This window comes from Carboxylicivirga longa (assembly GCF_050589825.1).
Taxonomy (GTDB): Bacteria; Bacteroidota; Bacteroidia; order Bacteroidales; family Marinilabiliaceae; genus Carboxylicivirga; species Carboxylicivirga longa.
Genome location: NZ_JBNGOZ010000019.1, coordinates 17076 through 41575, shown reverse-complemented (window position 1 = coordinate 41575; position 24500 = coordinate 17076). Strand labels below are relative to the sequence as shown.

Genomic DNA, 24500 nt, shown 5'->3' with positions numbered 1-24500 from the left:
TTGCACCTGATCCGAATTTACGCCTGATCCCCTGATCCTTTGACCACTGTTTTTGAAGTTTTCTGAAAATAAAAAAGCGCTTAAAACATTCGTTTTAAGCGCTTTTGGTTCTAGATGAATCTAGATTGGTACCCGAGGCGGGACTTTTGGTGTGCCCGCAACGCTTATATTTTCAGTGAGTTATGGTTGTCAAAAATAAGTGGTCGTCAAATGGTCACTTTTGATATAATTGACTACAAACAAAGGTAATTTAAATTGCTCAGGTTTAAAAGTTTCATTCTCCCAATAGTTCATCTGCCAATAGGCAGAGTTCCTTCCCAAAAGAAAATAACAGGCGAATGCCATGTTGTATTCGTCTCTTTTTAATGAGGTAGAAATAACACTCATAAACTACCAGTATGAAACTTAAAGAATTATTTAAAGCCATGCCTTTTTATACATGCTTCAGCAAAGGTGTGACCGGTCGTGGTTTGATGCAAAAGCGTTCGGCATAAACGCGCCAAAATCAATCAAAGACATTTTCTTTTCCATCGCACAGGCCCGAGAGCAAAAAGCTTGGTATTATTGCGTGCCGCAAAATACAAGCCCTTTGCTCTGTCCGCTCAAAATCTCTTTGAATTGATTTCTCTTCCCAGCGCACGAGGCTTTTTATTCCGCTTCCTTTTGCCAAACCATGACCTTTTAAATGGGGTGGCTTACGCATGTAAAAAAGCCCCAATATGCACTATCAGATAAAGAAAAGGAGGTTTTGAAATATCTCTTACGAAGTGGATGCAAGATGTGTTTTTAGGTACCTAAAAACGGGAGGACTTGCCCGGTGGGACTAAAATGAATAAGAGCAGAAAATTACGTAATACCGTAATCAATGCATAAAAAGAAAATACACCGAGCAGCATCGGACTATATTAATTAAGATATACTTGACAAAATATGCATCAACCTGAATCAAGTGGTACACAAGCTCCATTTCTATGATGCCTATATACTGACTGAGAATTATAGGCAAACCTTCATGGCTTGTTTTGAGCTTCAACTGATATGTGTCAGAAGAATATAATGAGGTACTTTTAAAAATGGATGAGCGGGCTAACGCTCTCGTATTATCAATGAACGAGGCGAAGCTGAGTCTTCACAAACGAAAACTTCAGGCTAATAAAGTCTTTGTGTTTCAGATGTTATTTGCAATCGCTGTTTTCTTCTGTTTCTATTTGATTTATGAGAATCAGAACTTAAAAGACAGTGACCTTCAATTAAGATACCTTAAAGCAACCAACAATATTAATATGGAGGTAGCTAGTCGATTAGATACTGTTTTTAATGTTTATCGGAATGAGGAGGAGATGGCGGTTATTCGGCAAACTGTTGGCAGAAGGTAATGTGTAGTAATAGTTATATAAGTGGTTATGTCAGTTAATATACAGGTTTAGTCGTTACTAACTATCAAAATGAAAAAGGAAATAATTACCTACATTTGTATGGCACATTCAAGTAAGAACTTGTTCTGAGTTGTGTGAGGAAGATGGATAACCCAAAATAGCCACTAATCATTATCATGAGATTAAGATATAACCTACTAATAATCCTATGCCTTTTCATGTTTAGCGTTACTAATGCACTTGAATATACATATGTTCCTGATATTACCTCTTATGACAAGAATGATTACAGGGCTGGCAGACAGAATTGGGATATTGAAGTTGATGCTGAAAACATTATTTACATTGCAAACGATAAAGGACTGTTACGCTATATTTACGGACAGTGGATATTAAATGAACTGCCCAATGGCAAATCGTTACGCGCTATTTCTATTTACAAAGATAAAATTTGGTGCGGCGGTGACGAAATAGGCTGCTTCGATATCGATGAAGAAGGGAACTTGACTTACCACCATCTTGCTGATGTCAATGGTAATGTTTGGAATATTGAGGCAAATGGAGACAATGTTTATTTTCAGTCTAATAGTGTAATAACTGTTTATAACATTCAAACAAAAAGCATCGCACAGTTCACATTCCCTAAGACTTTATCAGGTTTAGGCAAATGGCGAAATCAAATATGGACCATAAGTGCTGAAAAAGGCCTGGGCACCTTGAATTCAGATGGGTTTACTTTAGTTAAGCCATTTGCACCTGCCATGGAGCAGGAAGTTAGAGTGTTATTTGAACATGATGATAAACTCTACATTGTATTGTTGAATGGTGAGATTTATAATTACGATGGTGCTTATTTTAATACTGTTGTATTGCCCGAAAGTATGACTTGCTTTTCAGCAATTCATTACGACGAAAATACCTTTTACATTGGTTCCATTCTGGACGGAATAATTCCAGTAAAGACCGAAAATAATAGGGGGGTTATTCAACGTAAGATACAACAGCAACAAGGACTTCTTGATAATACAGTGTTATCATTGGCTGTGGATAAGAATGGAAATATTTGGGCCGGACTTGATTACGGTATTGCAAAGATTAACAAAGAGAGTCTTTTAAAGTCAATCATTAGCAAAGGTGCGACCTACGATATCTTATTAAATAATCAAACAACATATGTTGCCACCAACAAAGGATTGTATGCCAATTATAAGCCAGAAGATTTCTCAATTATATCAGGAACACAGGGACAGGTTTGGGCCTTGAATGAGTCCGCCTCCGGACTGTTTGCATGCCATAATAAAGGTTTGTTAAAGATAAACCAGGCTTCTTCCAGATTAATTTATAGCGAAACAGGGGTGATGGATGTTGCACAGTTTGGCAATTCACATCACTATTTATTTTCTGCATATACTGGTACTTTATGGATGCAAGAAGAAAGGGGCAAATTTAAAGAACGGCAAAATCTAGGTATTTGGGGAAATCCTAAACTTGATTTTGATAAAGCCAATAACTGTATATGGGTGCATGGAGGTAGTGCTGATGCCACTGTTTATCGTGTTCAGATAAATGATGATACATGTGCTGTGACAGCAACTGCCATGCAGAATGTATTTACGACGGGTAATGGCTTTTTCTTTTATGATGGCGCAGCATTATTTGAATATGTAGAGGGGCATTTTGTAAAGAGTCGGATTGGGCTAACGCGAAGTATTGAAGGGAGTGGCATCACAGCTCTTGAAGTATCTCCTGAAAACAATATTGCGGTTTATATTCAAAATGATGAATTAAAGATGATTGAAGAACTGGCGGATGGTTCTACAGTGGTTCACAGTAAACTCTTAAGTGAGGTTAATAATGATATACTTAAGCAGTTTGAATGTTTAAAAGTATTTGAAAAACTACTCTACATAGCCACTGAACAAGGGGTGAAAGTACTGCCATTAAACCTCAAGTATAATTATCAGGTTATAAAAGAGCCAGTCATATCAAAGATTGAAATAACCTATTCAGGGATACATAAGCCTAAAACGTTATATTATCCATATACCAGGGATACCTTAAACCTGGTGAGTCGGCAATTTAAAACACTTACACTCTCATTTGCAAGTGGTAAAAAGCACAATGTTGAATATCGATATAGGCTAATGCCATATGATAATGAATGGTCAGAATGGTCTTCTTCACAGATACAAGTTGCATATGGGGATTTAAAGCCACGGGAATACCACTTTGAACTTGAGAGCCGTTTTAATGGTACGGTAGAAAGAAAAACAACCTTGCCCATTTTTATCGAAGGCATAGGCTATTATTATCTGCGCTTAAGTGTTTTATTGGTTATTATTCTGTCTCTTGCATTGATTGCGATACAATATGCTAAAAATCAGAAGTTAAGATTGAAGCATAAACATTATAAAAAGGTGGCGGCAGCAGCTCAGATACAATCTAAAAAACAACAGTTATTACAATTTACCGAAATAATACGGCATAAGAATACCTTTTTGCTAGAGGTGAGAGGTGCACTGGCTCAAATGAAAAACAGTGCAGCGTCACGATGGGTGAATAAAATAGATCAGGAGATAAACAAAGAAAAGAAGGAATTCTTGTTTCATAAGCTTTTTGCAGAAAATCATCAGTATTTTATTCAACGCATATCATCCCAATTTACTGAACTGACCCAACATGATATTCGCCTGATTTCCTTTATTCGTATTAATGCCAATACCAACGAAATTGCACAGTTCTTAAATATCTCGCCAAGCAGCGTGGATACTGCCCGTTATCGCTTACGTAAAAAGCTAAACCTGGAACACTCTCAGAACTTGTATAAATTCATCAGAGAATTTTAAGATAATTTCTTATTCAGGGTGATAGTTGAAAGCTTATCATACATCTCAAATCAATCTGCCTTAAGTAGCTTGGCTTTGCATTGAAGCATTATGGTGATGGGGCTATTGGTGTGTCATACTCACTTGGCATTTTGCTCATTATTAATCAATATAGTGAGTGCATTATAAAGGTAGCTTACTTTATACTATAGCTAATGCCTGATTTATTCTTATGATTCGAATGATAGTGAATGTTCTTTCGCTTAATATTTGTAAGTAAAAGACGTACCTGCCAGTGTAAAGTTTGGGTCTTAAAAGGTTTTGATTGTCAGGTGCTAATATTAAGCTGTCTATAAGATATCCATATCAAATTTACTCTGTCTACCTATAGTCTATGTGCTTTCTTGGGCTTGGATACTCCGAATAAATAGTTTTACAATCGGCAAATACAAGAAATCTAAATGTCATGGAAAAGACTAAGTCTGATAAAAAGTAAAGTTACTATGAAAAGATTGAAACTATTTTTCGTTGCAATGCTGCTATGCAGTGTAACAGGTTTATTAGCCCAAACATTAGATGTTACTGGTAAGGTAGCTGATGAGCATGGGGAGGCAATACCCGGTGTAAATGTTACGGTGAAAGGAACATCAAAAGGGGTGATAACAGATATGGACGGATTCTATACCATAAATAATGTGGCAGCAGGTGACATCCTGGTGTTTTCATTTATTGGTATGGAGACGCAGGAAGTACAACTAACGAATGCAAGTGGTGGTCAAAAAATGGATATTGTTTTAAGGTCTGGAAACATCAGCTTAAACGAAGTGGTTGCGGTAGGGTATGGAACCCGTAAGAAAAGCTCGCTAACAGCTGCCATATCGTCGGTAGGCGAAAAGGATATAGAGAAAACCCAAAATTTAAGAGTAGAACAGGCATTGCAAGGACGTACGGCCGGTGTTACCGTAACCAGTAGTTCTGCTCAGCCGGGTGCTGGTATGTCGGTACGTATTCGTGGTGCCGGTACCAATGGAAATTCCGATCCCCTTTATATTGTAGATGGCTTGCCGGTTGGTGGCATCGACTATCTCAACCCGGGTGATATTGCGAGCATGGAAATATTAAAGGATGCAGCATCTTCATCTATCTATGGAGCCCGTGGAGCTAACGGCGTTGTACTGATTACCACTAAAAAAGGAAAAGCCCAGGCCTTCACGGTGACGTACGATGGTTTTCAAAGTATTCAAAATCCTGAGCGTAAATTATCATTGATGGATGCCGATCAGTATGTGCTTTTTTATAACGAAGCTCAGTTAAACGATGGTGTCAGACCGATGGATTTTAATCGTCGGGCGAACACGGATTGGCAAGATGAGATTTACAACAAGAATGCACCAATGATGAATCATAGTGTGACATTGAATGGCGGCACGGAAAGGGCAAAGATTTCTTCAGGTATTTCGTATTTCGGACAAGAGGGGTTGGTAGCACCTGATAACTCTAACTATAGCCGTATTACCGCTCGTGTAAATGCAGAAACGAAGAGCCATAATGATAAGTTACGCACAGGTACATCGCTTTACTATTCTAATATAGAAAGCAGTGGTATTGATGTAAACAATATCTATGGCGGTCCTTTGGCTTCAGCCTATAACTTAGATCCGTTAACGCCGGTACGCGATGAGCATGGAAAGTATGGTGTGTCAGAATACGTCAGCCAGGGTATTACTAACCCGGTTGGGAAAATGGAGTACCTGCATTCACAAACCCGAACGGACAAGTTTGTTGGTAATATGTTTGTTGAATACAGCATTCTGGAGAATCTGAAGTTTAAAAGTTCGTATGGTATTGACCTGGCCTACGTAACCTGGGAAAACTATAATCCGGTTTATAAACTAAGCCCCTCTGATTTTAACCTGGTTGATGATGTGCAAAAAAGTATGACGCGCTATTTTAATCACAACTGGGAAAACGTGGTTACCTATGATCTGGAACTCAACAAGCACAGTATTAATGCGGTTGCGGGTAGCACCATCTTAGAAGAAACGTCTCATAGTCTTTGGGGGAGTGGGGTTGATATTACCAAAACACCAAAAGGAGAAGATTACGCATATATTGATAATACCATCAGCGATAAAGAAACACGTAACTCAAGCGGTGGTATGGGGATACCTAACCGATTGCTATCCTTCTTTTCTCGGGTTAATTACGATTATAATGAAAAGTATTTCTTTTCTGCTACGTTCAGGGCTGATGGGTCATCACGATTCGGACCGGATAATAAATACGGTTATTTCCCTTCTTTCTCAGGAGGATGGGTGTTGACCAATGAAGACTTCGCGGCTTCTCTTAAAAGTATTGCCAACTTTATTAAGCTAAGAGCCAGCTGGGGACAAAACGGTAGTAACCATATTGGCAACTTTGTGTATGTTTCAAATATATCAGATGCAGGTAGCTATGTGATTGGCAATCCGCTTACCAGCGGTATATCCATGCAGGGCCTAGCGCCTAACACCATTCCTACACCAGACATTCGCTGGGAAACCTCAGAACAAACTGATATTGGTTTAGATGCACATTTCTTAGATAGCAAATTCACCTTTACCTTTGACTATTATAATAAGCTGACAAAAGATTTATTGCTGGCGGTCAAGATTCCCGGGCATTATGGTAGTAACTCGCCTATAGATAACGCAGCAGAGGTGCGTAACCGTGGATATGAGTTTGAATTTGGTTACAATGATAAGGCAGGTGCATTTAACTGGGGTGTCAATGCCAACATTTCATTTAACGAGAATGAGGTAACCTATATTGGTAATGATGAAAAGGTACTGGGTGGTGCTGTTGTTCAAACATATGGATTGGTAACCAGGGCAGAAGAAGGCGAACCATTGGGCTATTTCTGGGGCTACCAAACCGATGGTTTGTTTCAGAATCAGACAGATATTGATAATATGCCGGTATCAGTTAATGAGAATGGTGATATCGTTAAGATGCAGCCTCATGCACAGCCTGGTGATGTACGCTTTATTGATCAGAATGGTGATGGTGTTTTAGATGATAACGACAAAATTAACCTGGGGAACTCAAATCCGGTGTATTTCTATGGCTTATCACTGTTCGCCGATTGGAAAGGTTTTGATGTATCTGTGTTTATGCAGGGCGCAGGCGGCCATCAAATTGCGAACCTTTCGCGCCGTTTAGATGCAGGACTAACCAATCTGCCTGCTACAATGCTCAACCGTTGGACCGGCGAAAATTCGACCAACAACGAGCCACGCGCATCCATTGAAGATCCTAACAAAAACTACAGTCTATTCTCAGATAGATATGTTGTTGATGGGGATTATCTGCGCATTAAAAATGTTCAGCTGGGATACACTTTTAGTCAGAAAGCCCTATCGCGTTTTAAAATTGAACATCTAAAGCTTTATGTGGCGGCTCAGAATCTATACACTTTTACAGATTATTCGGGTGTAGATGTTGAGTTTGGTTCCGGTACTATTAACTCAGGAGTTGATACTGGTACTTATCCTCAGGCCAGGACCTTTACCGTTGGAATGAATTTAAGGTTTTAATGGAAGGGTTGTTTGAATCACATATTTAAATAGTTACAAAAGATTTATAAAGTATGAAACGATATATTTTACACATCACAATGGCTCTGTTGGTTTTAGGAGCTACTGCATGTGACGATTATTTGGAGGTTGATAACCACACGGCAACCACCGAAGACAATTTTTATCAAACAGAAGAAGATGCTTATGCTGCTCTTTATGCTGCCTATAACGCAACAACAGATGACAAGGGCGGTACCAATGAGTTTGAATTTTTCCTTAATATGTGTTCCGATGATATGTTTACTGGTGGAGGCAGTTCATCCGATGGAACAGATGTCAGACGTTTTGAAAAGCACAAGATGCTGGCTACCGACTGGCAGCACGACCAGTTTTGGTGGAGAGGCTATGTGGGTATTTACCGCACGAATGTAGCGCTTGAAAAAATACCCAACATCACATTTGAAGATGAGACTGAGAAGGCAAGAATACTGGCTGAGCTCAAGTTTATTCGCGCATATATATATTCTAATCTGGTGCGTATGTATGAAAACATACCATTGATTACCGAACCTATCACATTGGCCGATGCTGATGTGGGCCAGGCCGATCCCGATGAGGTGTATGAACAGATAGCGCAAGATTACCTGGCAGCCATCGAAGATTTGCCCGAATCAGTTGAAGGGGAAGAAGGACGTGTTACAAAATATGCCGCACAGGCGATGTTGGCTCGTGTGTATTTATTTTATACAGGCTTTTATTCTCAAACCGACATGCCAGGCGTTACACTAAATGTAATTAGTTCATTGGTTGATAATATTATTGAAGACAATCACTATGGTTTAGTCGATAATTTCGCTGATCTATGGTTAGTTTCCGGCTCCGATGAATCATATTACAGCAGAGAACATGTTTACCAGATTCCTTATTCTTACAATGGCAAAGGGGCCAGCCGTTCCGATGTTCAGTTTTATGGTTTAAGAGACCTGTCCAATACATCAACATATGCGGCAGGTTGGGGCTTTGGAACCATTCATCCAGATGTATACAATATTTTTGACCCGGCCGATGAACGGCGTAATGCAACCATATTAGATGCCAATAGTGAGGTGGGTGAAAATGAATATTCCAATAGCTATCAGCATACGGGGTACTATTTTAAAAAGTATACTCCACTTAGCAAATACGTTGATGATCCAGCGTTCAGTGGTCATCCTGATGGACGGACAGTTGTTCGGTATGCCGATGTGCTTTTAATGGCTGCAGAGTTATCACTAAAGGGGGGAGCATTTACCCGAACTGCCCAAAGCTATTTCGAGGAAGTGCGCATACGTGCTGGTTTCACAACACATCCTCCTGTAAGTATTGATAGAATTTTTGAAGAGCGTAGAAAGGAGTTTTTCGGTGAAGGCCTGCGGTACTGGGATCTATTACGACAGGGTATTGACGTGGCCGACGCAGCTATAACAAATAATTACGAAAGTCCTTTTGATGTCACCTTTGATAAAGCAACGCGCGGGATCTGGCCAATAGCCGATGTGCAGATTCAACTATCAAGCTCAAGCTCTAAGCCACTAAAGCAAAATGCAGGGTATTAAGCAACTAAAAAAAACTAAAAATGAAACATATATCACAAATACTATTGTTAATCCTGGCTGTAGGTTTATGGAATTGTGAACCAACAGAAGTAGGTGTTGTAGACGACTATAAAAAACCAAATCCTGAGAGTTTAAAAGAATTGGCTGATCAACTTCAGATTAATGTGACCGAAATTGCCGCTCAAATATACGAAGTAGAGTATGTGCGTGGAGGAGGTGGTGAGGCCGATAATGCCATCCAATTTATAACATGGGACTTTGGGAATGGCGAAACCAGTAAGCAGGATAAAGACACAGTGTACTACATCAATCCGGGTGAATACACCATTACTTTCAATGCCTACACCTATGATGGCGAGCTATCTAAAGAGGCTGAAACAGTAACTGCCACCGAAACACTTTGGTGTGCTATCGGTCAGCGTATAATGCTCGATAATTTTGATGATGAGGCGACATACGCAGGTACATGGGTGCAAAAACACCCCAATGATGTTGTGCTTTTTAATGATTACCATGTAGATGGCGATGCACCGTATCAGTTTCCTGAAGATAACAATGTATTGTTAATTGGTAAAGCCGGTGGCTGGTGGACCGAAGTGGCCTTTGATTTCGACACTGAGGTGTTTGACTTCTCTCATGCAGGCATGTGGCGTAAAGTGGCCATGCGTTTTTATATCCCAAGCACATTTGAAGTGCCGGAAGGCAATTTCGACTTTAACATACCAGAGTCCTACCTGAACTTAAAGATAGGATTAAACGATGGCTCTGGTCGTCAGGAGATTGAGCGAAAAATAAAGTTGAACGAGTTAGACCAATGGATTGACGTAGAATTTGACTTTACCGACAACGCATTCGATCAGATTGACCCAACCCAAGTCGAAAGCATTTGGGTGATGTTTACCCATGCTTGGGATAATGACAGGGGAGCTGGCCGCGACGGGACAGGTGTTATCATGGTTGATGATATTGAATTGGTCCAAAAGGTACCAGGTTGCTTCGAATAACAGTATGTATTCTAAAATCGTTAATACAATGAAAAAAATATTATATACCATCGCAATTACCTTGTTAACATTAACAGTGGCCTGCGAAGATGAAAACAAACCAAAAGATTGGAGTGAGAACATCATTGACCTCGATGTTACTTTTACAGATGTTTCCGCCGAGATTGGTATTGCCAATAGCTATGCATTTGAGAATAAAACACCTGGGTTGAGTTACATTGAGTGGGATTTTGGAAATGGAAAGACCGTACGTCAGGAGTCAGGTGTATTTATTTACACCGTAGATGGCACTTATCAGCCCAAGGTTACAGCTGTGTTCGGCAATAGGATGAATACTGAAACCTTTGATGAGATAAGTGTTACAGCCGATGAACTTATTTTAGTAAGTGATGTGTCAACTCCAGGCGTGGCCGGTGAGGAAAACTTACGACAACTTAAAATAAATGCCGATGCGTCGACTGTTTTTACAAATAGTCGCTGGGACTTTGGCAATGGTAACTGGGTGAATACTTCAACTACGGATACTACCTTACGCTATTTAGATGCCGGGACATATACCGTGAAATTTGAGTCGGCTGTTCAGGGAGCCTTACTCTCAGCTGAAGCAACTGTTACAATTGAAAGCGGGGATATTCAAAAGCAGAGCATGCTCTTTAACAATTTTGACGATGAAGCAGCCTATGCTGGTGGCTGGGGTGATGCTAATGGAGATACAAAGCTCTTGAATGAGTTTCACCCGGATACGAATCCTTATACATTTGATGGAAGCAATGTATTGCTAATGGGAAAAACAGGCGGCTGGTGGACCGAAACCCGCTATGCTTTGTCGGATGTAACACTTAACTTCTTGGGTGAGTACAGCGAAGTGTCCTTGCGTGTGTATTTAGAGGGAAATACGGTTAATATTGGCGGAACTGATTATAATTTTAATATGCCAGAAAATGAGCGTCTGCTAAAAATAGGACTTTCCACATTGGATACATGGGATGGACGTGTTGAAGTGGAGCACGCTATAACTGAGACAGATGGCTGGGTTGACTTATCATTTGACTTCTCCGATAAGGACTTTTCACACGGCAATATTGATGCCAATGATATCAGATATTTATGGGTAATGTTCAGTCATGGTAAAGGAACCAGTGGTGTTATTTACGTGGATGAGATTGTCTTAAAGAAAGAGTATTCAGGCATTAAAAAACAGAACTAAAAGGTTAGAAGAATGGAGGTGGATGCCAATTCACCTCTTTACTTCCAAATAGTAATAATTGAATCATTGTAGACGCTATTTGCTAACGTAATTTAATTATTACTAGTGATTTAAAACAAGACAAGATGAGACAGATACTCCTTTTTATATTACTGGCTGTTGGCATTGGTGCTATAAATGCCCAGACTCTTACCACCGAAGGCCGGCTGATTAAAGATGACCAGGGAAATAAGGTTATTCTGCGTGGCATTGGAACCGGTAACTGGGTGTTGATGGAAGGGTACATGATGAAAACGGCCGGTGTAGCAGGCACACAGCATGAATTCCGTAACAAACTCAATGAAGTTATAGGGGAAGCCGCCACCGATGAATTCTTCGAGCTATGGTGGAACAACCACATGACTAAGGCAGATGTGGACTCGATGGCCAAATGGGGGTTCAATAGCCTCCGCCTGGCCATGCACTACAACCAGTTTACCCCACCAATTGAAGAAGAAAGTGCTACTGATTTAGGTGCTAAAAATTACACCTGGCATCAAAGTGGTTTCGACCGTGTGGACGATGTGTTAAGCTGGTGCAAAGCAAATAATATGTACCTCATATTAGATTTGCATGCGGCACCAGGCGGGCAAGGTCGTAATGCTGACATCAGTGATTACGACGACAGCAAACCATCTTTGTGGGAGGATGTGAATAACCGACATAAGATGGTGGCTTTATGGAAAAAGTTGGCCGAACGTTATAAAGATGAACCCTGGATAGGCGGCTACGACCTATTGAATGAAACCAACTGGAGTGAACTCAAGGATAATGGCAATGAAATGCTGTGGAGTTTACTTGAAGAATGTACGGATGCTATCCGTTCAACAGGTGATAATCACATAATCTTTCTGGAAGGTAACGATTGGGCTAATAACTACGATGGACTACCTTACCCTCTGTGGGACGATAACTTAGTCATTAGCTTTCATAAATATTGGAATAATGTAGATGCCAACTCACTTGATTGGATCATCGAAAGAAGTGTACAGCACAATGTGCCACTTTGGTTGGGCGAGAGTGGCGAAAATTCCAATGTATGGTACACGCATCTGATTCAGTTATGCGAAAGCAAGGACATTGGCTGGTCGTGGTGGCCGGTTAAAAAGAATGGTATCAACAATGTAATGTATGTTGAAGAGCCTGAATCCTACAAAAAACTTATTGATGGCTGGAGAACCAGTGCCACATCAGATGATGTGACAGGTCAGGCAGCTATTGATGCGGTAACCGAATGGGCCAATAATCATAAAATAGAAAATGTGCGTGTGATGCATGATGTGATTGATGCCATGATTCGTCAGCCACATACCTATGATACAAAGCCCTATAAACAGCACAATGTTGGCGAGAGAACCTGGTTTGCTGACTATGACCTGGGACGTAATGGTTATGCCTACTGGGATACCGATACAGCCAACCTAAGCCAGGTGACCGATTATACCGACTGGAATACCGGTTGGGCCTATCGCAGCGATGGGGTCGATATTCAGCACAGTAGCGACACCAATCAGGATGGCTCATTTGTGGAAGCCCCTTATAATGTTGGTTGGACGGCAGATAAGGAATGGCTACAGTACACGATTAATAATGACTTGGAGCAGTCATATACATTAAATATTCGACATGCCGGTAATACGGCAAAAATAAAATTAATGGCCAATGGCCTGGATATAACATCTGCACTGGAATTACCATCAACTGCTAACTACGAAACGTGGGCAACATCGGCTTTTGATGATATTATATTACCAGCCGGGGAGGTGAAGCTGGTGTTCTATTTTGAACAGGGAGGTGCCAATCTCAATTATTTTGAATTTGTTAACCCACAGCCAATCAGTAATGTTGAGTTCAACGCTTTTTCGGCAGCGTCCAACATCGCAGGAACCGAGGTTTACCTGACGCTTAATAAGGAGGTGACATCGGCCAGCAGTCTGCAGTTAGATGATTTTATTTTAGCTGACAAAGATGGAACAAATTATCAATTAGTTGAGGTTAAGATCAGTTCTGAGAATTCCAAGGTACTGCAATTATCCACGGCTTCTGCTTTTACTTATTTTGATGAGCTATTATTATCCTATAATGGAACTAGCGTTAAAGCCGGAACACAGACCTTAGGTAGTTTTACAAATATGTCGGTGCAGAATAATTTGCCAATGCGTCATCCGGTGCCGGGCAAAATAGAAGCTGAAGATTTTCACTTTAATTATGGTTTTACTTTTGAGAATTGTTCTGACGCCGGAGGAGGTCAAAACTCATCATATGCTCGCGATGGTTATTATTTGGACTATCTGATTACGGTTCAAAACACAGCCTATTATGATTTAAGTATGCGCGTTGCATCGCAAAATAATGCACCAAAGCTATCCATGTGGTTAAGCAGCGATAATGGTGAAACATTTGAATCGCTTGCCACAATTAATTTGAGCAGCACGGGTGGTTGGAGTACCTGGCAAACGCAAAAAGGACCTTCTTTATTATTAAATAAAGGCAATTATATCCTACGATTTAAAGTAGAACAACAAGAGCATAATCTTAACTGGTTTGAATTTAAACAGGTTGGGGAAATTATCTCCGATGATGCTGAAGAAATATTTTCTGCTAATAATTTTCAAATATCGTATGTATCCCCATCATGCTACCAGTTAGATGATGGGAGCATAACGATATTGAGCAAAGTGGCCCCTATAACGGTCACTTTAGATGACGGCAGTTCACATCCGATAAGCCAGAACATGGCATACACGATATCTGATTTAGCAGCCGGCGAATATAAACTTCTTGCTACATCGGTTAATCATTACAAAGGTCATTATACAGTTGTATTAAATCAGGCAGAAGCTCTAAAGGGTGCCGCAACTGTCGCAGGAAACGATGTAACCATTACGATTCAGGGTGGCCAGGCGCCATACACCATTGAGCTAAATGGAGAAAAATATGCAAGTCAATCGGCCACATTCACACTAAACAACCTGTCAACAGGTCATTATGTTGCTAGTCTGATGGATAGCAACCAGTGTTCTGAAGATGGTATGCTATCATTTGCTATTAATTCCCTGGCAGTTTATCCTAATCCTGTAACAACTGGAGTGCTGTCAATCAATTGCCCTGCAAATATTGAGGAAGAAGTGTATTCATTGGAAATCTTTTCAATTAGTGGGCAGCACCTGCTATCGCAACGACGGTATGCATCCAATAATAAGATTAAGGTAAATGTGAGTCAGCTAAAAAAGGGTATCTACCTTTTAAAGATATCTAATGATTGCATGGAAGAAACCATGCGATTTATTGTGCAATAACCCCTCTTCATACGGAAAAATTATGCGAACACAAATAATGATATTTAGTATAGTGACAGTTCTATTGGGTTGTAGTAAATCAAAGGATCCCAATTTGCCACCCACCCAACCAATACTACTTTCACCCGCTGACGGAGAAACCTGCGAGTCATTGCAACCATCTTTTACTTGGGAAGCAAGCGATCCGGAGCAGGATGACCTTACGTACACATTTTGGTTTGGAACAACACAGGATAATTTGAGTATTGCAGGTGATAATCTTCAAAACCCTGGTTATACCCTTTCTCAGGAGTTAAATATAGCCGCAAAGTACTATTGGCAGATAGAGGCCTACGATGGAACTTCGAGCACTAAAAGTGAAATTAATTCTTTTAGTACAATTGGTGAAGGAGAGAGTGGAGTGCTGCCTTCCAGACCTGCACTCATAGCTCCTAAAGCAGATATGCCAGCTGGTGATGTTACTTTTAGTTGGAATGCCTCATCTGCCGGCACAGGAACCATCACCTACGACTTATACATTCAACAAGATGCTGCTAATGGCTTTTCATTGCTGAAAGAAGGTATTGAAGGTACATCGTATACAAGCCATCTGAATGCAGGAAATCTGAGTTGGTATGTAGAAGCCAAAGATAGCAGGGGACAAACCACACAGAGCGCTGTCATCACCATTACGCTCAACTGAACCTACATTAATTACTAATTGAGTTGAAGAAACTCAATTGAAAACATTATAAAGATTCGATTTCAATTAAACCAATTAATGGAGCCTGATGAATACTTTCCGGGTTCTGTCTCATATCTAGAATTAAGAAACAATGAAAAATGTACTCGCAATAGTTACTGTCATATCATTAACTATCTCTTTTATATCCTGCGGTCAGAAAGAAAGTCATTCCCCTTATCATAAAGAAATTGAGGCGCTCTTGACTCAAATGACTATTGAAGAAAAAGTGGGGCAAACAGCCCAATTTACTCTCGATGTGATTGGAGAAGGTGAGAATGTATATTCAAGTCACTTTCCGTTTAAACTGGACGAAGTGATGCTAAATGACGTATTAGTCAATCGGAAAACGGGCTCTATACTTAATACGGCGACCAATACACCACTAACACTGGATGAATGGCAAGCTGTGGTCAGCCGCATTCAGGAGATAGCCATTGAAGCAACAGGTATTCCTGTGATTTATGGTATTGATGCCATACACGGAACCACCTACACACAAAAGGCTACTTTCTTACCTCAGCAAATTGGACAGGCAGCCACATTCAACAGAGATTTGGTACGAAAAGGTGCTGAAAACACAGCGTACGAAACACGAGCATCAAATCTGCCATGGAATTTTTCGCCAGTACTAGACTTGGGGCGTAATGCTGCGTGGCCGAGAATTTGGGAAACTTTTGGCGAGGATGTGTATCTCATTTCAGAGTTGGGAAAGGAAGTGATAAAAGGCTACCAGGGGGCTGATAGAGATGTAGTAGATGAACACCATGTTGCAGCCTGCCTGAAACACTATATGGGCTATGGTACTCCTGTAAATGGTAAGGATAGAACGCCTGCCAATATCCCATTACATGAACTGGTAGAGAAACATTACGAGCCTTTTGTGAGGGCTGTGGAGGCCGGAGCCCTTACAGTAATGGTTAACTCAGGTATTGTGAATGGAGAGTCGGTTCATGCCAGTTATAATCTGCTAACAAAAATGTTGAAAGAAGACCTGCAGTTTGATGGCGTGGTGGTAACAGACTGGCAGGATATTAATAATCTTTACGAACGTGACCGTATTGCTAAAAGCGATAAAGAGGCCATCAAAATAGCTTTTAATGCAGGTATTGACATGGCCATGGTACCTTATGATGTGGATTATACCGACTATTTTATCGAATTAATCAATGAAGGTGAAATATCAATGTCTCGTCTGGATGACGCTGTGCGTCGTATTTTGCTTTTAAAATATCGTCTTGGACTATTTGAAAAACCCGTGTTTGATTACGCTGGTTATGAGAAGTTTGCCAGCATAGACCATCAGGATGAGGCACGAAGAGCTGCAGAAGAGTCAATCACTTTACTAAAAAATGTTGAAAACCTTTTGCCCCTATCGCCTAAGCTACGAGTATTGGTGACAGGACCCAATGCGCACTCAATGCGCACCTTGCAAGGTGGCTGGACCCTTTCGTGGCAAGGCGAAAAGGTCGAACAATTCATTGATAACCACAATACCTTCTTAACCTCAATTAAGAAACATGCTAATGATGTGGTGTATGCACCTGGGGTATCTTACAAAATGGATGCCTGGTGGAAAGAAGAAACGACTAATATCGCCGAGGCTGTAAATGCTGCCAGAAATGTTGATGTAATCGTCGCTTGTATAGGAGAAAACACCTATACCGAGAAACCCGGCGATCTGAACAATCTGTCTTTATCGCAAAATCAACAAGATTTAGTTAAGGCCTTAGCTCAAACAGGTAAACCAATCATATTGGTATTGAATGAAGGACGCCCGCGTACCATTTCGGATATAGAGCCATTAGCCGGAGCTATAGTGCAAACCTACCTTCCGGGAACATTCGGAGGAGATGTGACTGCTGACATTTTATTTGGCGTTACTAATCCATCGGGTAAACTGCCTTATACATACCCCAAGCATCCCAATTCATTGATGAATTATGATTATAAACCAGCTGAGAACAGGACGGAGATGCAAGGTGCCTATAATTACGGTGCTGTTCAGGATTTACAATATGGCTTCGGTCATGGGTTGAGCTATACAACATTTGAATACAGTAATTTGAAGGTTGATAAGCCTGAGTTTACACCATCAGACACACTAACTTTTTCTGTTGATGTAACCAATACCGGAAAGAGAACAGGAAAAGAATCTGTGCTGCTATTTGCATCAGATTTGTATGCTTCCATTACACCTGATAATCGTCGTTTGCGTGGGTTTGATAAAATTGAGCTGAGTCCTAATGAAACCAAGACAGTTCAAATAAAAGTGAAGGCGTCTGATTTAGCCTTTGTTAATCTGGCTGGTGAATGGGTATTGGAAGAAGGGGACTTTAAGGTGCAGGTTGGTAGCGAGGTTGTAATGATTAATGCTACTCAAAGTGGCAGATGGACATGTCCTTTTAGAAGGTTCTAATTAGCTATAATGTTAGAGGTAAAGATAATTGGTTTAACAGCTAGTTACTTTTCCTCTTACTCCAGATGTTTATTTCCGGTTCACTGTTTTTTTGTTGACCCTTGGGGTTTGAGTTTGCGTGTGCATGTAAGTGAAAGAATGTGAGTGTTGAAATGGTAGGTTGGCAACAGTGATGTGGCCTGGTGAATTGATTTCAAGAAGAAGATTCCTGACGAGGAGTAGATCAGTTTAATAAATTCTTAAAACAAAAATCATGAAAAGAATCTCTACAATTTTTACAATGCTCATACTGACAGTTTGTATGACGATGGCTCAGACGCTACCCTTGGATTTCGAATCCGATTATGGCGCTAACTTATTAACAGGTGATGGCGGACAAGCTGAAATTGTCAGTGATCCTGATGCTAGTGGCACTCATGGACAAGTGCTTAAATATATTGAAAGTGGCCCTACCGTAGCGTGGGACCAGGATGGCCCTAAACAATGGCAGCTTGTTAAAATAAAGTTAATCGGCAATTACATTGATCTGACAGGGGTAGATAAAACAGTAACTTTTGACGTTTATACGACTGAAGTGGCAGGAGGTATAATAAAGCTCGAATCGTCTTTAAATGGAGGTTCAAGTGTGGAAGTTGGTTTTACAACTGCAGGTAGTGGATGGGAATCGATTAGTCTTGACTTTAGTGTGGCCTGGAACGGCAGTGTGGTTAGTGCTAATGATGAATATCTGCACGTTCTTTTTCTCCCAGGGTATGACGGTGCTGGCGGAGAAAAAACAATAACTAATGGTGTAGAACTGTACTTTGATAATATTACCGGACCTGTTGGTACGGCGGTAGCTGTGGATCCTTTGCCCGCTACTAATGCTCCAGTTCCTAATCATTCCCAATCTGATGTTACCGCTATTTTTAGTGACAGTTATATAGCGCCTGGTAATGTGGATTACAATCCGGGTTGGTGGCAAAGTACGGAGTTCTCCTTAATCGATATTAATGGTCGATCAACATTGAAGTTTGGGAAACTGAACTATCAGGGAACCACTTTCGATGCAATGGATGTTTCTGCTGCAGATTACTTGCATTTCGATTACTGGACGGCTGATGGAATAGAATTAAGAGCTTCGCCAATTAGTCAGAATACTGGTGAGACAGCATACCATATTAGCACAATAACACAGGAGCAATGGACTAGCGTGGATATACCCATAAGTTATTTCACAAATGCCAAGCCTGATATGCTGTTTAACGATATTTATCAGTTCAAATTCGATACAGAAGGAACACCAGGTAACTTCTCCTATGGCACCTTTTATATTGACAACGTCTATTTTTATAAAGATCAGGCCACTGGCCTTAATGCTATTGATGAGTCAGATGTTTCAGTTTATCCTAATCCCGCAACTGATGTTTTGAATATTAGTGGAGCTGCAGAGGGAGCTGTACTTGAAATATACAGAGTACATGGGGCCATGGTGAAGCAAGCTATAGTTGCTAACGGTACTATTTCAGTCGCGAATTTAGAGGTTGGTGTATACATTGTTAAAGTAGGCGATTCAGTTATTAAGCTTATTAAGAAGTAAACTGCGGCACCATAGATTAAAATATTATCTTTCAGGATGTTAGTGGATTTTAATTATATTGATAGGAGTTGGTTTAAGTTCAGCTCCTATTTTTAGTATTATAAAAAGAAGTTAATAATTCTGGAATGAAATACAGGGATTGTTTATTCAGGAAATTGATAGTATGATTAAGTAATTATAGCAATGAAAAAGATTAATTATTAAAAATGCACATATCTATATGTCACATTAGTAATTATATAAAGATAGGTGAACAACATTTGAAACTCCTTGACCAGTTATAAAACCACATCTTCTTTAATGACCAATATATTTGGCTTATCAGTTTGGGATAATGTCTCCAAACAGCTATAGGAAAAATAACAATTAAAGAAGATAACGATGAAGCTGAAGAAATTTGAAGGAAATCCAATTTTATCACCTAATCCGGATAATGAGTGGGAAAGTTTAGTTGCAACTAACCCTGCTGTCTGGTATGAAGATGGAACATTTTATTTATTGTACAGAGCTGCAGGTGACGATAAGGAACATCATATACATATTGGGTTAGCAACAAGTAAGGATGGTTTTAACTTCAAGCGTGTTCAGGATAAACCTGTTTTAACGCCAGATCCTAATGGTTATGATGCAGGTTCTGTTGAAGATCCAAGGGTCGTTAAGTTTGGCGACGAGTATTATATGACTTATGCATTTCGCCCCTATCCTCCGGGACAGTATTGGAAGAATGAATACGACCAGATAGAAGCGCCTAAGTTAAGTGAGTTTGCCCCTAAGTGTTTAAGAGAGAATGTTGGAAATACTGCTTTAGCGATCTCAAAAGACCTGGTTAACTTTAAAAAGGTTGGTAGACTAACAGAGCCAAGCCTTGATGACCGTGACGTTATTTTATTTCCTGAAAAGATAAATGGTAAATTTTACATGCTTCACCGTCCAAAAAATTATGTAGGTGAAGAATATGGAACTGATGCCCCTGCTATTTGGATTAAATCATCCGATGATATGATGTCGTGGAATGTGGAAAGCAAATTATTGCTGAAAGGTGAAGAGTGGTGGGAGCCGAAAGTAGGTGGTAACACACCACCTCTTAGGACAGATGAAGGCTGGTTGATGCTTTACCATGGTGTGGATAAGGATTTTACTTACCGCTTAGGAGCCTGTCTGTTAGATTTGGAAGATCCAACTAAAATACTGTATCGTACTCAGGATTTTATTCTGGAACCTGAAACAGATATTGAGAAAAACGGCTTATATAAATGGGGTGTCGTTTTCCCAACAGGAAATGTGATCGTTGATGATACCTTGTATGTTTACTATGGAGCTTCAGATCAGTGGTGTTGTGCTGCTACAGCTAATATTCATGAGTTGGTACAATTCATAAAAGACAATACGAAGTAGGAGTTATCCACATAAAAAGTTTCAATATTATGAATATTAGTGCAATAGATATTAGCATCCTAGTTATCTTTTTAGTCGGCATCATTTGGTGGGCTTTGAAGAATGGCAAGAGTTCAGACTCGGACTCTTATTTCCTGGCAGGCCGAAGCATGACCTGGCCGGTGATAGGTCTTTCCTTATTTGCAGCCAGTGTATCAAGTTCCACATTAATGGGACATTCAGGCGAAGGATTTATTAGTGGGATAGCCGTATTCAACTATAACTGGATCTCCGTGTTGGTAATGGTGTTCTTTGGGCTGTTCTTTCTTCCCTTTTATATAAAATCAGGGATTTTTACCATGCCGGAATTTCTGGAGAGACGATTCGATAAGAAGTCGAGATATTACTTTTCATTCATCACCATTTTTGGAAATGTATTTTTGGATGCGGCAGCAACGCTATATACAGGAGCCTTAATTATCAAGTTGATTTTTCCAGATTTAGAGTTGTTCACCATTATTGTTATTATGGCAGCTGTAGCTGGTAGTTATACAATTATTGGTGGATTGTCATCGGCCATAAACGCCGATATGATTCAGGCAGCAGTTTTAATTGTAGGATCGGCTATACTGTATTTCTTCGCACTCGATTCAATAGGCGGATGGGAAGAATTATATACCCTTTTCAATGAAGGCGTATGGTTAAAGTTAACCCGCCCCATGAGTGACCCAACCGTGCCTTGGCTAGGCATGTGGATAGGTATACCCATTTTAGGCTTCTATTTTTGGGGTAATAACCAGGTGATGGTGCAGCGGGTTTTATCGGCTAAGACCATTGACCATGGCCGAAAAGGCGTTTTGTTTGTTGGATTTCTGTACCTTTTTACCCTCTTTATTTTCATATTGCCAGGATTAATTGCTCGTGGTATCAATTTATTTGGAGTGGAAAACCTGCCATTTGAAATGATAGATGGTAGTGCCTTAAAGTCAGGCTTTGGCATTAATACCGACCAGGTTTATCCACGTATGATTGTAAAATTATTGCCGGTTGGATTAATTGGCATTATTCTGGCAGCCATGATTTCGGCATTAACATCCACCTTAAGTGCGACACTGAGTTCTGTTTCGACACTGTTCACCATGGACTTCTATAAACGCTTTCATCCCAATGCAGATGGAAAGAAGTTAGTATGGGTGGGTCGGATTACCTCATTTTTGGTATTGGTATTTGCAGTTTTCTGGGCACCCATCATTCAGCAGTTTGATTCCTTAGTAGCCTATTACCAGGAGGTGACGTCGTATTTGGCCCCGCCTATTGTCGGTACTTTTTTCTTAGGATTGTTCTGGAAGCGTTCTAATGAAAAAGGGGCTTTCTTTGGTTTGATGTCAGGTTTGTTATTGGCAGCCATTATCATGATTAGCAAATATGTGCTGGGTATGGAAATACAACTTCATTTCTTATTATTAGCGCCAATCATTTTGGTATTAAGTGTAATAGTTAATGTTATTGTGAGTTTAGCAACGCACTTGCCAGATGAAGACAAGGTGAAGCAAAATACATGGACCTTGGACATTTGGAAACAAGAGTCGGAAGAGTTGAAAAATGTAGTATTGTACAAGAACTTCAGGGTATTGTCACTGCTACTCGTAATTGCCTGTTTCACGATGTACTTTATGTTTTTTTAAACACAAGATAAAATGATTAGAAATATAATATTGGTATCACTGGTAGTAATGGTTTTTACTTCTTGCCAGGCAAAAAAAAAGAAGGAAAATATACAACCCAACTTCTTGTTTGTATTGGTAGATGACCAACCATATGATGCGTTAGGTGTGAATGAACGCTATCCGTTTTTACAAACACCCAATATGGATCGCTTGGCCAAAGAAGGGGTGTTGTTCGAAAATTATTTTTGTACGCAATCCATTTGTTCGCCTTCGCGTGCCAGTTTTTTAACAGGTACGTATGCCCATATTCATGGGGTAAACCAGAATAACCGCCATGTTGATCCGGATTGGAATCGATTTAAGCCGTACACGCAATTACTACAGGATGCCGGATACCAAACGGCTCATGTGGGTAAAATTCACATGGCACATAAAAAAGGAGCTGAACATATCCGTCCGGGTTTTGATTATTGGTTCAGCTTTAACGGACAAGGCGATTATTTTGATCCACAGGTAAATGATAATGGTCGTGAATACCAGGAGAAGGGATACATGACCGATATCCTGACTGACAAAGCCATTACCTGGTTAAAAGAAAAGCGTGATAAAAATAAACCCTTCAGTTTGAACCTGTGGCATAAAGCGGTGCATGAGGATCATTCGCCGGCACCCCGTCACGATAATTTGTATGCGGATGAGAAACTGCCTGAGCCGCCACATGGCATGCTCAACGAGACTTTTGCCGGTAAACCGGAGTGGCAGCGCATTAAAGCAGCCGATGCCAAGTGGAAAGGATATGTGCCTGTTGATTCACTGCCGATTAAAAAATGGCCGGTGAAAGGTGATAAGTTTATGCGCTTACTCAAAACTTTAAAGGCCGTGGATGAATCGTTGGGTAAAGTATTGGCTACCCTTGAGGAATTAGGTGAATTAGAGAATACGGTTATCATCTATAGCAGCGATAATGGTTATTTTATGGGAGAGCATGGCTACTGGGATAAACGTATTGCCTATGAGGCTTCCATGCGAATTCCAATGCTGATTCGTTATCCAAAATTGATTCAGCCGGAGTTAAAAATTAATGAGCTGTGCCTTAATGTGGATATGGCACCTACCATACTTGAGTTAGCAGGTGTTGAACAGCCGGATTATATGCAGGGTGAATCAATGGTAGAACTATTGAAACATCAAAAGGATGATGCCTGGCGCCAGTCCATGTTATTCCAGTATTATGTGGATGATGAATATCCATACGCCGGACCTGATATGTTGGCTGTACGAACCGATAAGTATAAGTTAGTGGATTGTTTCTTAGACCATGATATTGATGAACTGTATGACTTGGAAAACGATCTGGGAGAGATGAATAACCTGATTGGAATGCCTGAGTATGCCGAAATTGAAGCTCAGTTGCGTCAGGAGATTGAGCGACTAAAAGTGCAATACAACTATAACCCTGACCGCGACTGGTGGCTGCGCCAGGTAGCACCCAAAAAGAAAAAGAAGCATTAATGATAATATTTAAGCGACTTGAGTTGAGCGTAAAAGTGGATTTGTAAGTTTGTATTAGGCCTCTGTCATTATTGATGATAGAGGCTTTTTTTTCAATTGAGAGGACCTGTTAATCGCATTTTATCTTCCTGTTAAAACCATAGAATGGACAGATAAGTATTGGTATCTGAAAAATAAGGTTCACGCTAAGACCGCTAAGAATTACGCAAAGGTCGCAAAATATAGAATGCTTTTTTGTGTGTTTTTCGTTCTTCGCGACTATATAGCTTTGCGCACTTTGTGAGAAATATTTGTGTTATGGATATCTTCTAATTACCAAATAACAT

13 protein-coding genes are annotated in these 24500 nt (G+C 40.2%); all 13 read left to right on the top strand.

The features are described 5' to 3' along the window. Positions 1-1040 precede the first annotated feature (1040 nt). The 13 genes from ACRD7A_RS14960 (at position 1041) to ACRD7A_RS14900 (ending at position 24174) form a co-directional block, all read left to right on the top strand. A complete protein-coding gene (locus ACRD7A_RS14960) occupies positions 1041-1376 on the top strand; it encodes a hypothetical protein (protein WP_430812551.1) in 336 nt (111 codons plus the stop codon). A 218-nt stretch (positions 1377-1594) separates the two neighbouring features. After that, entirely contained in the window at positions 1595-4222 is a 2628-nt protein-coding gene (locus ACRD7A_RS14955) for a helix-turn-helix transcriptional regulator (protein WP_430812550.1), read from the top strand. Positions 4223-4704: 482 nt separating this feature from the next. After that, positions 4705-7776, top strand: coding sequence for a SusC/RagA family TonB-linked outer membrane protein (locus tag ACRD7A_RS14950; protein WP_430812549.1), 3072 nt, complete (start codon positions 4705-4707; stop codon positions 7774-7776). Positions 7777-7829: 53 nt separating this feature from the next. After that, the gene (locus ACRD7A_RS14945; RefSeq protein WP_430812548.1) at positions 7830-9353 is read left to right on the top strand and encodes a RagB/SusD family nutrient uptake outer membrane protein; all 1524 of its coding nucleotides are present in this window, start codon (positions 7830-7832) and stop codon (positions 9351-9353) included. 20 nt (positions 9354-9373) lie between these two features. After that, the gene (locus ACRD7A_RS14940) at positions 9374-10357 is read left to right on the top strand and encodes a hypothetical protein (RefSeq protein WP_430812547.1); all 984 of its coding nucleotides are present in this window, start codon (positions 9374-9376) and stop codon (positions 10355-10357) included. 28 nt (positions 10358-10385) lie between these two features. Next, positions 10386-11564, top strand: a complete 1179-nt coding sequence (locus ACRD7A_RS14935; protein ID WP_430812546.1) for a PKD domain-containing protein — start codon at positions 10386-10388, stop codon at positions 11562-11564. Positions 11565-11689: 125 nt separating this feature from the next. Then, complete coding sequence (locus ACRD7A_RS14930) at positions 11690-14902, top strand: cellulase family glycosylhydrolase (RefSeq protein WP_430812545.1); 3213 nt, start codon at positions 11690-11692, stop codon at positions 14900-14902. A 22-nt stretch (positions 14903-14924) separates the two neighbouring features. Further along, positions 14925-15584, top strand: a complete 660-nt coding sequence (locus tag ACRD7A_RS14925; protein WP_212230084.1) for a hypothetical protein — start codon at positions 14925-14927, stop codon at positions 15582-15584. A gap of 133 nt (positions 15585-15717) precedes the next feature. Then, positions 15718-18042, top strand: a complete 2325-nt coding sequence (locus ACRD7A_RS14920) for a glycoside hydrolase family 3 N-terminal domain-containing protein (protein ID WP_430812544.1) — start codon at positions 15718-15720, stop codon at positions 18040-18042. A gap of 253 nt (positions 18043-18295) precedes the next feature. After that, the gene (locus tag ACRD7A_RS14915) at positions 18296-19621 is read left to right on the top strand and encodes a T9SS type A sorting domain-containing protein (protein ID WP_430812543.1); all 1326 of its coding nucleotides are present in this window, start codon (positions 18296-18298) and stop codon (positions 19619-19621) included. Between the two features lie 381 nt (positions 19622-20002). Next, a complete protein-coding gene (locus ACRD7A_RS14910; protein WP_430812542.1) occupies positions 20003-21016 on the top strand; it encodes a glycoside hydrolase family 130 protein in 1014 nt (337 codons plus the stop codon). A 29-nt stretch (positions 21017-21045) separates the two neighbouring features. Beyond that, positions 21046-22680 (top strand): sodium:solute symporter, encoded by a 1635-nt coding sequence (locus ACRD7A_RS14905; protein ID WP_212230093.1) that lies wholly within the window; start codon positions 21046-21048, stop codon positions 22678-22680. Between the two features lie 12 nt (positions 22681-22692). Further along, positions 22693-24174, top strand: a complete 1482-nt coding sequence (locus ACRD7A_RS14900; protein ID WP_430812541.1) for a sulfatase family protein — start codon at positions 22693-22695, stop codon at positions 24172-24174. Positions 24175-24500: the final 326 nt, after the last annotated feature.

Bases quoted from the DNA above. Each gene is read 5' to 3' on its own strand.
- ACRD7A_RS14955 (WP_430812550.1), top strand. From the start codon at position 1,595: ATGTTTAGCGTTACTAATGCACTTGAATATACATATGTTCCTGATATT.
- ACRD7A_RS14950 (WP_430812549.1), top strand. From the start codon at position 4,705: ATGAAAAGATTGAAACTATTTTTCGTTGCAATGCTGCTATGCAGTGTA.
- ACRD7A_RS14945 (WP_430812548.1), top strand. From the start codon at position 7,830: ATGAAACGATATATTTTACACATCACAATGGCTCTGTTGGTTTTAGGA.
- ACRD7A_RS14940 (WP_430812547.1), top strand. From the start codon at position 9,374: ATGAAACATATATCACAAATACTATTGTTAATCCTGGCTGTAGGTTTA.
- ACRD7A_RS14935 (WP_430812546.1), top strand. From the start codon at position 10,386: ATGAAAAAAATATTATATACCATCGCAATTACCTTGTTAACATTAACA.
- ACRD7A_RS14930 (WP_430812545.1), top strand. From the start codon at position 11,690: ATGAGACAGATACTCCTTTTTATATTACTGGCTGTTGGCATTGGTGCT.
- ACRD7A_RS14925 (WP_212230084.1), top strand. From the start codon at position 14,925: ATGCGAACACAAATAATGATATTTAGTATAGTGACAGTTCTATTGGGT.
- ACRD7A_RS14920 (WP_430812544.1), top strand. From the start codon at position 15,718: ATGAAAAATGTACTCGCAATAGTTACTGTCATATCATTAACTATCTCT.
- ACRD7A_RS14915 (WP_430812543.1), top strand. From the start codon at position 18,296: ATGAAAAGAATCTCTACAATTTTTACAATGCTCATACTGACAGTTTGT.
- ACRD7A_RS14910 (WP_430812542.1), top strand. From the start codon at position 20,003: ATGAAGCTGAAGAAATTTGAAGGAAATCCAATTTTATCACCTAATCCG.
- ACRD7A_RS14905 (WP_212230093.1), top strand. From the start codon at position 21,046: ATGAATATTAGTGCAATAGATATTAGCATCCTAGTTATCTTTTTAGTC.
- ACRD7A_RS14900 (WP_430812541.1), top strand. From the start codon at position 22,693: ATGATTAGAAATATAATATTGGTATCACTGGTAGTAATGGTTTTTACT.